This is a genomic window from Paenibacillus profundus (assembly GCF_021369635.1).
Lineage (GTDB): Bacteria > Bacillota > Bacilli > Paenibacillales > Paenibacillaceae > Paenibacillus_B > Paenibacillus_B profundus.
Window position 1 is genome coordinate 266848 of sequence record NZ_JAJNBZ010000004.1, and the last position, 13258, is coordinate 280105.

The 13258-nt window shown below is 51.2% G+C and carries 11 protein-coding genes; 10 read left to right on the plus strand and 1 reads right to left on the minus strand.

Features of this window, described 5'->3' with window-relative positions:
- Positions 1-42: 42 nt before the first annotated feature.
- The 6 genes from bcmE (at position 43) to LQV63_RS08485 (ending at position 4502) form a co-directional block, all read left to right on the plus strand.
- Positions 43-1263 carry a thiamine pyridinylase gene (gene bcmE, locus LQV63_RS08460; RefSeq protein WP_233696363.1) on the plus strand — a complete coding sequence of 407 codons (1221 nt, stop codon included), beginning with the start codon at positions 43-45 and terminating at the stop codon, positions 1261-1263.
- 206 nt (positions 1264-1469) lie between these two features.
- Entirely contained in the window at positions 1470-2777 is a 1308-nt protein-coding gene (locus LQV63_RS08465) for a helix-turn-helix domain-containing protein (protein ID WP_233696364.1), read from the plus strand.
- Positions 2774-2911 (plus strand): hypothetical protein, encoded by a 138-nt coding sequence (locus tag LQV63_RS08470; protein ID WP_019424771.1) that lies wholly within the window; start codon positions 2774-2776, stop codon positions 2909-2911. The genes LQV63_RS08465 and LQV63_RS08470 overlap by 4 nt, the downstream gene beginning before the upstream one ends.
- A gap of 209 nt (positions 2912-3120) precedes the next feature.
- Complete coding sequence (locus LQV63_RS08475; protein ID WP_019424772.1) at positions 3121-3357, plus strand: aspartyl-phosphate phosphatase Spo0E family protein; 237 nt, start codon at positions 3121-3123, stop codon at positions 3355-3357.
- 90 nt (positions 3358-3447) lie between these two features.
- Complete coding sequence (locus tag LQV63_RS08480) at positions 3448-4215, plus strand: HAD family hydrolase (RefSeq protein ID WP_233696365.1); 768 nt, start codon at positions 3448-3450, stop codon at positions 4213-4215.
- 203 nt (positions 4216-4418) lie between these two features.
- Positions 4419-4502 carry a putative holin-like toxin gene (locus LQV63_RS08485; protein ID WP_254912215.1) on the plus strand — a complete coding sequence of 28 codons (84 nt, stop codon included), beginning with the start codon at positions 4419-4421 and terminating at the stop codon, positions 4500-4502.
- 226 nt (positions 4503-4728) lie between these two features.
- Here LQV63_RS08485 and LQV63_RS08490 read toward each other — a convergent pair whose 3' ends face one another.
- Positions 4729-6357, minus strand: a complete 1629-nt coding sequence (locus LQV63_RS08490) for a nitrite/sulfite reductase (RefSeq protein WP_233696366.1) — start codon at positions 6355-6357, stop codon at positions 4729-4731.
- Positions 6358-6712: 355 nt separating this feature from the next.
- Here LQV63_RS08490 and LQV63_RS08495 point away from each other — a divergent pair, with 355 nt between their 5' ends.
- The 4 genes from LQV63_RS08495 to LQV63_RS08510 all read left to right on the plus strand — a co-directional run bounded on the left by LQV63_RS08495 (position 6713) and on the right by LQV63_RS08510 (position 13224).
- Positions 6713-6916 (plus strand): DUF2759 family protein, encoded by a 204-nt coding sequence (locus LQV63_RS08495; RefSeq protein WP_019424775.1) that lies wholly within the window; start codon positions 6713-6715, stop codon positions 6914-6916.
- Between the two features lie 233 nt (positions 6917-7149).
- Positions 7150-8325, plus strand: coding sequence for a S1C family serine protease (locus LQV63_RS08500; protein ID WP_019424776.1), 1176 nt, complete (start codon positions 7150-7152; stop codon positions 8323-8325).
- 101 nt (positions 8326-8426) lie between these two features.
- Entirely contained in the window at positions 8427-10433 is a 2007-nt protein-coding gene (locus LQV63_RS08505; protein WP_233696367.1) for a stalk domain-containing protein, read from the plus strand.
- Positions 10434-10698: 265 nt separating this feature from the next.
- A complete protein-coding gene (locus tag LQV63_RS08510) occupies positions 10699-13224 on the plus strand; it encodes a U32 family peptidase (RefSeq protein ID WP_233696368.1) in 2526 nt (841 codons plus the stop codon).
- Positions 13225-13258: the final 34 nt, after the last annotated feature.

Genomic DNA, 13258 nt, shown 5'->3' on the forward strand with positions numbered 1-13258 from the left:
TAAATGGTGATTTGCATTTTAATAGAGGCGGGTGATAGCGGCATGAAAAGTTTTAAAGGAATCATTTACAGAAATATGATGATTATGCTGGCATTGTTGCTTGTTGTCGTCAGTCCGGCAGGGGCTGGAGCGGACCATCTCAACGTACCTGCGAATATTACGTTGAAGGTAGCGGTGTATCCCTACGTGCCTGATTCTTCCCGGTTTGAAGCGGCCGTTCTCGAACAGTGGGAGCGGAAGGAGCCAGACGTCAAGCTGGAGTTTGTGGCTTGGGATTCCTATTCAACGGAACCGCCTGAGGATCTGGACGTGTTCGTGTTAGATTCGATTTTCCTCAGCCATTTCGTGGATGCAGGGTATTTGCTCCCTTTCAGCAGCAATGAAATCGACCAGGCGGATGATTTTGTGCACTTTGCGCTGCAGGGCGCGAAACGAAACGGGAAAGTGTATGCTCTTCCGCAAATTTTATGCACGAACCTGCTCTTTTACCGGAAAGATGATCTGAAAATGGCGCAAGTAAATAATATTTATGATCTATACAAGCAAGTCGGCACCAATCATTCCGATCAAATCCCGCCTCCGGCAAATAAGGGGCTGCTGATCGACATGTCTGGAGGCACGACCAAGGCGAGCATGTATTTGGAAGCGCTTATCGATGTAACCAACCGTTATACAAAATATGACGTTCTTCCGCCGCTGGACCATCTGAATGAGAAGGCCATTCGCGGCTTGAGGCTGCTAATCGATATGGCAGGTGTAGATCAGTCGCAATATTATCCGGAGGATGGCGACGCATATGCAAGAGCCTCCTGGTTCGCGCAGGGCAGCGGCAGAGCCTTTATCGGCTACAGCGAATCGATGATGCGGATGGGTTCTTACGCAGATCAGGTAAGGTTTAAACCGATTTCGTCATCGGCCGCACAAGACATTCCGCTCTTCTACAGTGATGCTGTTGGTGTGAACTCTCAGACATCCCATCCCGAACTAGCCAAAGAGCTAGCGAATGTCGTGGCCGCTTCGGATACGGTGGAACAAGCCCTGCGGCCTCATGCTGACGGCCAATATCCGCAATATCTCCTGCCGGCACGCCATAGTGTATATAGTGCCTTAGAGGAGGATTACCCTATCTATTCTGAGTTATCTCGAATTGTGAACAATCCTTCTAACCGTGTATTCCGCATTGGACCTGAGGCGCGCACGTGGCTGGATGCCGCCAAAAAAGTATTGCCGGAAGCGCTTGAGTTAACGAGCTTGGCGAGCTAAAAGCATAGGTGCCCTTGTGATCTTCATGATTCACGGGGGCACTTTCTTTAAGGAACAGATTATCGTTGAACAGTTGGAAGGCCTGCACAGTCGTATGGAGATGGGTGGAAACTTGCAAGTTATTAAGCAATGGTTATTCACTTATTAGGGAATATGTGGTAAAATGTAATGGAAAGTCGATAAGTGTTATTTGGAAGGGTGAGGGAATGAGAACGGAGTCGCTAGAGTTCACATCTATTGGCGACCTCATCAGAACACGCCGACAGGAAGCCAATTTAACTTTAACCGTGCTGGAAGAGAGATCTGGCGTAGGAAAAGGGATTATTTCCAAGATTGAGAACGGGGAAACGAAGCGTCCAGATTTCAAAACGATGCAGGCCCTCGCGAGCGCCCTTGACTTTCCTTATGCAGACATTGTGGAGTTATATCTCTCCGTGGAACAAAGAGCCGACGTGCTTATGTCCATCTTAAGACAATCCGTCACCAGCGCGCCCTCATTATGTACCCGCATTGCCTCCCGCTATTTACTAGACGAGCGAAAAGACAGCTACGATTTGGTAGAAGAGTTATACACCTTTGTTGGAACGGTCAAAGACAATCTAGCCATTAGATTAGCCTTGTACAAGCTTATCATTGATTATACGCGTTCACATGGCATCCAAACATACTACGCTAAGGCGCTGCTGCAGGAATACCTGATTCAACGAGATAAGTATGAAGAATTGCAAACTACATATCACACCGGAAAAAGTATTTTGAATTATGTTCAATTCTTGACGATCGAAGAACAAATTAAGCTTTATTACAAGTTGGGCGTTCATGCCTACCACCTGAATAAATACGAAGAGGCGATAGAGTCGCTCCATTATGTCGAAAAGCTGGACGTTACGGAAAGCAAATTAAAAGCGGATGCTGTTCTCTTGGTCAGCTTTTGTTGCTTTTTTATCGGCAATTACGATATGGCTGAAGCGAATATCAATAAATATGAAACCTACTCGTTTCCTGCTGTTTTAGAAAATGTACAGTTCATGCGGGGAAAACTGAATGCAAAAAAAGGAAGGCTTGCTTTGGCTACTAACCAGTTGCAAGGCTGTCTGATGAGAAACCCCGGAAAAATATACATCATATGCGAGCTCATCGATTTGTATCTTCATCAGAACAACTTTAAAGCGATCGATCGGCTTATTGCAAATGAAAAGGATTATATCGAGCTTACTCGGTTAAATCCCCTCGTTATTTCCGATCAAGCTTTTTATTACAAGTTAAAAAGCGACTACTATTATAGGCTGAACAGGAAAGAAGAATCCGTTGATTGTTTGCTAAAAAGCGCGACCTTGTTTTTTAAGATAGATAGGAAAAATAACGCTCATAGTTGTTTTGAACTGCTGTTTGATCGGCTATTAGGCGAGATCAGAGCAAAGAATGAAAACATCGAACAGCTATACGGTTTACTGCAGAAGGTAAGAGCAGCGTTTCATGCGCTGAAAAATATCCATCAGGAGGTTTTACAATGAAAAAAATGTGGAGCAATTTATCAGTTATGGCACTGGGTGTTGCCGTATTTGTCTATCCTCTGTTCGAGACGGTTGTGCAGTCTGACGTATTTAAAGCGTTCGCGGGCGCCGGCGGCGGAGTAGTGGAGTGGTAAAACATTTCGTTATACCGTAGCGGAAATTTTCCATGGAACGCCCTTCAGGAAGGGTGTTCTTTTATTTTACAGATTAGTATAATTATTGAGTTTTCTAGAGAATCCAAAAGCGAGGTTTCGAGAAACATGGGTTATACTAGGTCAGAATACAGAATCTGGATAACGAATTGTCGTCAGACCGTTTCCAGCCGGAAAGGGTGACCTAGCTAATGAATATCGCTCATTTATCGGGGAAACGCACGCAAGAAGCGTTGATGCAGACAATTGAACGAATTCGACGTGAATTGGTGCAGGCGGTGAACGAGAAGAAGAGCTTCACGGATGATGAGATCGTCATGCTGAGCCAGCAATTGGATGATTATCTAGTGACGGTTCAGCAAGAGACATATGCCAAGTGGATGGTGTCAGCCGCCGCGTATACACGGACGGAGCGGTTGGACGCCTAAAAATATAACGAATAATCTTGTACGGGAAAGCAGGAAATATGCTCCGTGCGCCGAACTATGATACCATCAACCGGGGAAAGGGAGATGTGGATGGTACAGATGAACGTCGGCGGCTGCAGCGCACAGGTGCGCGGCATTCTGTTCGATAAGGACGGGACGCTGCTGCAATTTATTAGCCTGTGGGGTTGGTGGGCAGAGACGGTGCTTTCGGGATTGGAACGGGAGCTGAAGAAAGAAGGCGGCGAATTACCGGATCAGCCGGGTTATATATTGGGCGTGTACATTGAAGAGGACGGCTCCGTGCGCAAGCATGATCGCCAAGGGCCGCTCGCGATGGGCTCGCCTTCGCAAATGATAGGCATTGCCACATACCTGCTGTATAAGGAAGGCGTGCCATGGAACGAAGCGGTTCAGCGTGTGACGGAAGTGTTCGAGTATGCGAACGATCAAGTGCTGGAGCGTGCGAACATCGTGCCGATATCCGGCGTCGTGCCGTTCTTAGAACGTTGCCGCGAGCTCGGTCTGCCTATGGCCGTAGTGACAGCGGACGACAAGCGTCCGTCAGAGCAGCATCTGGAAAAGATGGGTATCCGCCACTATTTCGCTGCTGTTATTGGCGACGATTGCGTGGAGCATGGCAAGCCGTATCCGGATATGGTGGAGCTCGCTTGCCGGGAGCTCGGCTTGCAGCCGCATGAAGTGGCCGTTATCGGCGATTCCGTCGGCGATATGGAGATGGGCCACAGCGCGGGCTCGGTGTTGCAGGTGTTCATCGATGAGGAGCGCCAATTCGATACCAAGCCGACTAAGGCAGATGTCATGATTCGCGCGTATGATGAAATCGAGCTGACGCTATAATAATAGAGCATGAAAAAACCCCTCTTATCCGATAGCTAGTCGGATAAGAGGGGTTTTTTGCTATTGAAAGAATTTATTAGTTTTATATACAGAGGAATAGGAAAATACGTTCCCATATCGATAGATGCGTGTGGTATAATATGGATGCAATAGAATAGGCTCTCAAGGGTGGTCGGCACATCTCCCAGAAAGGGGGTGCTGCCATGACAGTGTATGAATCACTCAGTCTGATGATCGCATTCGGATTGTTAGTGATTGCTCTGCTGTCCTTCCATAACAAGAAGTAGACCTCCCTTGAGCTTAGATGGCCAGGAGGTCTACTTTCTGTCAATCTTAGTCGACTGCCCTAAGGGCAATCTATTGCAAGACCGTAGATGTTCCAGCATCTGCGGTCTTTATTAGTTTATTCATGTATGACTATAATAAAACGAATTTCTATAGAAATAATACCATAAATAAGGATGCATTGAAAGGTGATGATTGTAATATACGGTTTCAGTTGTCACGAATTGACTAAGACGCCGAGGCCGTTGCGGTCAGCACCTCCGTTAATTTCGCTTGGAAGGAATCTGCTCCGACACGCAGGAAGAAGGTATGGAACGATTCGCCCGCATGGCGTTCCTGCTTATAGTAGAGCAGCAGCTGCTCCAACACATGCGGGACGTCGTCTCCCTTCACGCGGCCTTTCAGTGTCGTATTGAAGCGGGCATTCGGACCGAGAATACCGCCCACGGCGATATCGAAGGCGTCGATCATGCCTTGCTCTGTCTTTACCAGCGCTCCTTGCAGGCCGATGTCTGCCACGTGCTTCTGCCCGCAAGCATTCGGACAGCCGATAAAGTGGATGCGGATGAACTCGTTCAACTCTGGCACGCGCGCATCCAAATACTCGGCAACGCGGCGGGCGCGCTCTTTCGTTTCGACGATGGCCAGGTTGCAGAACTCGTTGCCCGTGCAGGACACGGTGCGGCTCATGAACGGCTTCGGGAACGGGGTGAGCCGCTGCAGCACGGGAGCCGACAGCACGGTATCCAGATGCTTCTCCTGAATCCCTGTTATTATTATATTTTGCGACATGGTCGTTCGCAGGGTGCCGTCACCGTACTTCTCAGCCAGATCAGCTAACTGATGGAACTCCTCCGCGTTCAGGCGCCCGATAGGCACATTAAGTCCTACGTAATGCAGCCCCGCTTGATGCTGCGGATGAACGCCATCGAAATAGGCAGCCTGCCAGCCAAGCGTTTTATCGTCGCCACGTGCCGGGAACTTCCCGATCAGTTCTTCCAATTGCGCTTGGAATTTCTCGACGCCCCAGGCAGCGATTAAGAACTTGAGCCGCGCCTGATGGCGCTTCTCCCGGAAGCCGTTATCACGGAACAACGTCGTTACGCCGATTGCCACCTTGAGCACTTCCTCAGGACGAATAAACATATCGAGCGGCTTGGCCAAGAACGGCTTCGCTGATAACCCGCCGCCCACATGGGCGTGGAAGCCGAGCACCTGCTCGCCGTCGATCTCTTTTACGGCTGGAGTGAAGGCGAGGTCGTTAATTTCCGCGTGCGCATTGTTGTAAAGGTTGGCGGAGATGGACATTTTGTATTTGCGGGGAAGGTTGGAGAAGTCACGATTCAATAGGAAAAAGTCGTTTACTTCGTTCACGAGCGCGGTCGTATCCATTAACTCATTTGGATCGATGCCAGCAAGGGGATTACCAACAATCGTGCGAGGGCAGTCGCCGCAGGCTTCATAGGAATATAAGCCGACGTCTTCCAGCCGCTTGAAAATATCTGGGAGGTCCTCCACGCGCAGCCAATGATATTGAATCGCTTGCCGCGTCGTCACATCCATCAGACTGCGCCCATACAGTTGGGCAATATCCGCCAACGCTCTAGCTTGGGCCACGTTCATAATTCCTGAATTAATGCGGATGCGCATCATGAAATAGCCATCCTTTGGCTTTTGTTCGTAGACGCCCGCCCATTTAAAACGGCCTTTGTCGTCTTCGGGAATGGATTCGTAGCCTCGCAGCGCATACGTCTCAATAATGTCGCGGATGACATCCAGTCCGTCCTTTTCCATTTTGACAAACTCAAACTTATTCAACTTCGAAGGGTCCTGCATCCACACCGGCTCATACGCCATAGGTAATCCCTCGCTTCCTCATCTAAATTCTAATCTGATTAATTCCGATATAAATAGTATGAATTAAGCTTTAGCTCATCGTAGCATATTTACAGAAGGCCCACAATAAGGTAAGGTAAAAAAAGGTATTACTCTTTCTAATAAATGATCGCGAAATTGCTTATGAAATGGCTGAAAGTAAGCGTTATCCCTTTATCTATGACATCAGTCATCGAATTCAGGCTGCATCAAGCATAAAACGTGAAAAATTGGTGACAATCTTGTTAAATATAATGATTTTGACTTGCATCTGAAGCTGGGTAAATATAACATAGACTCAGATAGGTAAAATGCGCGTGTAGAGGGAGGTCGCACCATGTTTCTGGCCGAGGGAGCACAACAAACTGAAAGTTTATTTCAATTGTTCGACATATTCATGATCGTGTTTACGATCATCCTGGTGTGGGCGGTTATTCGTCAAGTGAAGCAGCGCCAACGTAATTTATTAGCACTCGGCTTTGCCGTAGTCAGTTTGCTTGTGTTCTTGTTTGCAGACTGGATCATGATTCAGGGTTGGTAGGGGCATCCCTCCACGATTCTATATTTAGAGGTAGTTTAGTTTAAACATGCATTATTACATCGCGGGATAAGATGGCATGGTCAAGTTGCGCGATACATAAGAAAGTTCAGAACAGGCAGGCTCTTTGGTGGGAATTCATCAAAGAGCCTTTTTTTCGCTTGCGTAATAGGGGAATATCATCAATATTGGTATGTAGAGCAGTAGAGGCTGCAGAGCAAGGAAGGAGCAAACAAATGGGAGAGCGGCGTAAGAACAGCATCGGACGGCGGACGTGGCGCGTGGGGATCAGTATCGTGCTGGGACTGACGCTGGGGGTCACGAGTGTGTCCGGGCAAGCGTCAAATTCAGTTACGATGAAAGCAACGAAGGTGAAAGACAAGGTATACATCGAGGCGGATGCGTTCGAGCAAATGACGGGGAGCAAAGGGATGTATGATGCCAAGACGAAGACATACCGTTACGCGCCAAATGATATTCCAGCCATCGTAAAAAAGGTCAGTCCATCGGTCGTCTCCATCATTGGAAAGCACCGGGATGCGGAGGATAATTCGGACAATTGGCTGGCTCACGGCACTGGCGTCGTAGTGCGTCAAGATGGGTGGATTGTTACGAATGCGCACGTCATCTCGGAGCTGGTGCATCCGCTGGTCGTGACGCCGAACGGAAAATCATATCCGGTCACAAAATGGTTCGCCGACGAAGAAAGCGATCTGGCGATCGCGAAGATTGCTGTAACGGGCTTGCAGCCGGTCTCTTTCGTACAGCCTGATGCGGCATTGCAGGTAGGGGAATCGGTCGTAGCATTGGGCACGCCGGTGTCCTTCACGCTGCGCAATTCGGCGACGACGGGCATTATTAGCGGAACCGATCGTGCAGTAGAATCCAGCTATAAGCTGATTCAGACGGATGCAGCCATAAATCCGGGCAATAGCGGCGGCCCGCTTGTGAACATGAAAGGCGAGGTCGTCGGCATTAATAGTATGAAGTTCGCTGCGGTTGGCATTGAAAATATGGGCTTTGCCATCCCTGCCGACACCGTGAAGATGGCTGTACAGCACTTTTTCAAATTCGGGAAGATAAAGCGGGCTTCACTCGGTGTAGAAATGGAGGAAAGCTGGGCTGCGTATGTCGGGCTGCCATCGGATGATCCAATTAAGGTGACGACCGTGCAGAGCGCATCGGCGAAGAAGGCTGGCATAGCAGCTGGTGACGTATTGTATTCCATTAACGGCAAGTCTGTAAAGACGATCGTGGATGTGCATGAAGCGCTGAAGCTGAAGCTTCCGGGCCAGCAGGTGAAGCTAATGATGCAGTCGGGCGGCGACCTCGTCGCTCGGACGGTAACGTTGACGGAAGAAAAGCCCGTGAAGAAGTCTGAGGAGCAACAGAGCAAAGAAGTCGCGGATTGAGCAGGGAATTGCCAAAAAGCGTAGAAATAAAAAGAATCGCTAATAAGACAGGTAAATACAACACTTTTTATAACTGGAATTATTCTAGGGGGAGTGTTTTTATGGAGCCGACGACGTTCCGCGAAGAAAGGCCGCGTCAATGCATCCGCTCAGCCATTGTGGCTCTGACGCTGATAGCGATGGTAACGGGAGGAGTGGGGCTGACGGCATCTCCGGTGTCGGCAGCTGCTGCAACGGCGGCGATTCAGGATCAACTGCGCTTTAAGACGGGCAGCACCAATGCATCGCTGAACGGAGAAGCGATCACGATCGTGAAGCCTTATGTGAAGCAAGGCACGACGATGGTGCCGCTGAGCATTTTTACACGCGCGTTCGATGCGTCGCTTAAGCTGGAAACGGGCGATGTGGTAACGTTAACCAATGACCACTCTTCCATCCGCATGAGAATCGGTCAGAAGCAGGCTATGCTGAACGGGAAGCTGACAACGCTTCTGGTCGCGCCTGAATTGGTGAATGGAACGACGATGGTGCCGCTTAAGCAGATAGCGGAAGCATTCGGGGCAACCTGCAAGACGGATTCAGACCAGACGATGGTGCTGAGCTGGAAGCGACCTGAGCCGTTGGCTGCCGCTTCGATTCATGTGAACGCAACGGCGCCGCGTATCGGAGACTCCTATTACCTGTGGTCCATGGTGCTCCCGCAAGGTTGGAGCTATGAGGTGACATCGCCAACAGAGAGTGTGGTCGTGCTCGGCAATGAATCCAGTTCTGTCGTGGCGCAAGTGGAAGTGACGGACTGGAATTCAGGCGAGTTGGAACATCTGACGAGTGCGTTCCAAGGCGTGGCGACCGAGAAGCAGTTAATGGAACATTTGCAGACGGAAGTGATTTATGCAGGAGATCTAGTATATCAGCGCACCGGGAAGCTGGAAGGGGTGGCTTATGCCCAAGGCGTCTCTGATGGCGGAGATGAGATGTATCTGGCGCGGGTGCTTAGCGCGAATGGCAAACGGTACGTCGTGCGGATTTTCGATGATGCGGCAAAACAGCCGAAGCAGCTGCTTCAATATGAGCCTTTCTTGAATACATTCCGTCCGAGCTATGCAGCAGGACAGGGTATGATTACGAATGTGAGCACGGTTAAGGATGGCTATCGTCATATGAAGCTGTGGGGAGAAGGATTGTCTGTTGATTTTCCAGTGGACTGGTACAAAGAGTATGGGATACCGCGCGTGTTAGCGGGTGCTGGAGACTGGAAAAGTGTAGAATATTACTATGGAACGGCGGAACAGGGAATGACGCCGGACGGCTTGGTGAAGCGGCATGAAGCTTACTTGAAGAAGCTGTACAAGCCGGAATATGTGAAGTTGGTCGAAACCAAGGACATCTCCTTGGCAGACGGGACTTTAGCCAAACTGAACGTATATAAGCACCGCTATAATGAGCAGGATTGGAGCTTGAGCATGCATCTCATCGCGATGGATGAGGGCGTTCAATATATGGTGTCTTTCTATGGACAGGATAATGCGGAAGATAGAAAAGTCGGTGACCGCATTCTCGCCTCGGTGCGTGTGGACGGCAAGATGAAGGAGAAGCAGGACGACTTGAACGCGCTCCCTTCGGGGGAAAATTGGCTGATGTCTTGGGAGAAGTCTGTGCAGCGTGACGGGAAGCCATTCGGCTTTACTGTGCAAATACCTGAATGGTGGCTGCACGACGCCAACTATTATGTTATGGAAGGCTATGAGGAAAAGCTCGACGAAGGCACAATTGCCAGCTACTCGTTGCCGAACAGCAATTTCTTCATCTATATCGAAGAGGCGCGAACGGTAGATGAAGCGTTGGCTCGTTGGGAAGAAGTACTGTTAGAAGATGATGCGGTTCACTTTGTGAAAAAGGAAAAGACGACGCTGCAGGGGAAGTCGGCCTATCTGGTCGAGTTGACGGGCAGAGACGTGGACATTAACGCACCGTATACGACCCGCATGCAATTAGTCGCCGATAACGGTCACGTGTATACAGTTCTGTATACGGTTTATGATGCGTCTATGACAACTGAACTGATGGACAGTTTGAAGCAGGCAACCAAGTCCTTTACTTTCAAATAAGAAACAGCCTATTTACAGCATTGGGCAATCATTGAAACGGAATAAAGAGAGGAAGCGCCCGCTTCGGAAGGCTTGAGTGGCTGTCCGATAGGGCGCTTTGTTGATCGCCCGCTGGCCCGCTTCAGGAGAGCATCAGGAAGTTCTAGCCTTTACTGGAGTTTCGGCGCAAAGATCGCTATACTAATTTATGCATCTTCAGCAGAAAAAAAGAGATAGATACGCAGCTCATGCTGCGGCGCTGAGGAATTTAGCTTGGAGGATGAGCATGACTACAATAAAGCAGGGGATAACGCGTGGAGATATAGAGCTGTTGGCGCCGGCCGGCGATTGGGATTGTATGCGGGCGGCGGTGGCGAACGGCGCGGATGCGATATTTTTTGGGGTAGAGAAATTTAATGCCCGGGCGCGCGCCAATAACTTTCGCATGGATGATTTGCCTGACATTATGGCTTATTTGCACAGCTATGGGGTCAAAGGGTTTTTGACGTTTAATATTTTGGTGTTCGAAAATGAGCTGGAGGACGCGAAAGAGTTGATTGAGGCTTGCGTCGATGCGGGTGTGGATGCGGTCATTGTGCAGGATCTTGGTCTGGTCAAAATGATTCGCGATATTTCGCCTGATTTCCCGATTCATGGCTCGACGCAGATGACGATTACGTCTCCCGAGGCGGCGGAGTTCACGAAGCCTTATGGGATGGAGCGTGTCGTGCTCGGCCGGGAGAACAATTTGAAGCAGATTCAGAAGATTGGCGAGCAGGCGCAGCTGCCGATGGAAGTGTTCGTGCACGGGGCGCTATGCGTATCGTATTCCGGACAGTGTCTGACCTCGGAGATGTGGGGCGGACGTTCCGCCAACCGCGGGGAATGCGCGCAGGCCTGCCGCCTGCCTTATGACATGATGGTGGATGGGGAGCATCACCCGATGGGAGATGTGACGTATCTGCTGTCGCCGAAGGATCTGGCGGCGATCGACATCGTGCCGGAGCTGATTGAAGCGGGCGTAACGTCGTTCAAAATCGAAGGCCGCATGAAGCAGCCCGAATACGTGGCGAACGTGGTGAGCAAGTACCGCAAGGCGATCGACGATTATTTCGACGGGCGCTGGACGGGGCCGACGAAGGAAGACGTGCGCGAGCTGCAGCAGAGCTTCTCGCGCGGCTTTACGCACGGCTTCCTGAAGGGGACGAACAACAAGCAGCTCGTGGACGGGACATTCCCGAAGAGCCGCGGCGTCTATCTCGGCACGGTGCAGCAGGTGCTGCGCGATGGTGTCGTCTGCAAGCTGGAAGCTCCGCTGAAGCGTGGCGACGGCATCGGCTTCGATGCGGGCGATCCGACGAAGAAGGAAGAAGGCGGACGCGTATATGACGTGCGCCGCAAAGGCGTGAAGGTGGAAGGCGAGGCGGAAGAAGGCTGGCTCGTCGACATCGTGCCGGGGCGGCAGGATGTGGACTTGCGCCGGGTTCACGTCGGCGATCGCATCTGGAAGACGAGCGACCCGGCATTGGAGAAGCGCATGCGCGCGACATTCGAGACGGAGAAGCCGTATCGGGTGTTCCCGGTGCATGTGCGCGTGGAAGGCCGCGCTGGCGAGCCGCTGCGCACATGGTGGACCGACGTACAGAAGGGAACGACCGTGCAGGTCGATTCCGAGCTGGAGCTCGACGTGGCGCAGAAGCGTCCGATGGATTCGGCGCTGCTGGAGGAGCAGTTCGGCCGCTTGGGCGGAACGGTGTACCAGCTGGAGCGGCTGGAGGCGGCGCTTGAGGGCGACGTCATCGTACCGATGCGCGAGCTGAACGCGATTCGCCGCGACGCGGTCGATCAGTTGGCTGGCGAGCGTCCGAAGCCGCCGGTATACGTGAAGCGCGACACCGAAGTGTACGGCGATGCCGTGAACGAGCATGTCGCCGTGCCGTTTGGCGGCGCGCAGCTAACGGCGTTGTGCCGCTCGCTTGAGCAGGTGGAGGCTGCGGTGAAGACGGAAGCCGCGTTAATCTATGCGGACTTCGAGTTCATCAAGCAGTTCCCGGCAGCTGTCGAAGCATGCCGTGCTGCAGGCAAGCCAATTGCGCTCGTGACGCCGCGCATTCATATGCCGAACGAGAACGGCTACCACCGGAATATTTTGAAATTGAAGCCGGATGCTGTGCTCATTCGGAACACGGGAGCGCTGCACTTCTACGTGCAGGCGAAGGAGGAAGCGGCCGCCAAGGGCGAGCCGTTCCCAACGCTGATTGGCGACTTCTCCTTGAACGTGGCCAATCATAAGGCCGTGGAGCTGTTCGCTCAATCAGGATTGGATACCATCACGCCTTCCTATGACTTGAACATTCAGCAGATGGTGGATATGCTGCAGCATGCAGATACAGCGAAGCTAGAAATCGTCATTCACCAGCATATGCCGATGTTCCATACGGAGCATTGCGTATACTGCACGTTCCTGAGCGAAGGAACGGATTACACGAACTGCGGCCGTCCATGCGAAGAGCACCGCGTCTCCTTGCGCGACCGCATCGGCATGTCCCACCCGGTCCGGGTGGATGAAGGCTGCCGCAACACGGTCTACAACGCGATCGAGCAGTCTGGTGCGGAATATTTGACGCATTTCCTTGAGCTTGGCGTTGGTTCATACCGCGTTGAATTCCTGGAAGAGACGACAGAACAGGTGCACGAGGTCATTGACCTGTACGGACGTGCGCTGCGCGGCGAGATTAACGGCACTGAAGTGTGGCGCAAGCTGAAAGCAACGAATCAGCTCGGCGTGACCCGCGGGCAATTGGTGAAGTAAGAATAGCGCAGCATGAGTAAATAGAATGCGAAAA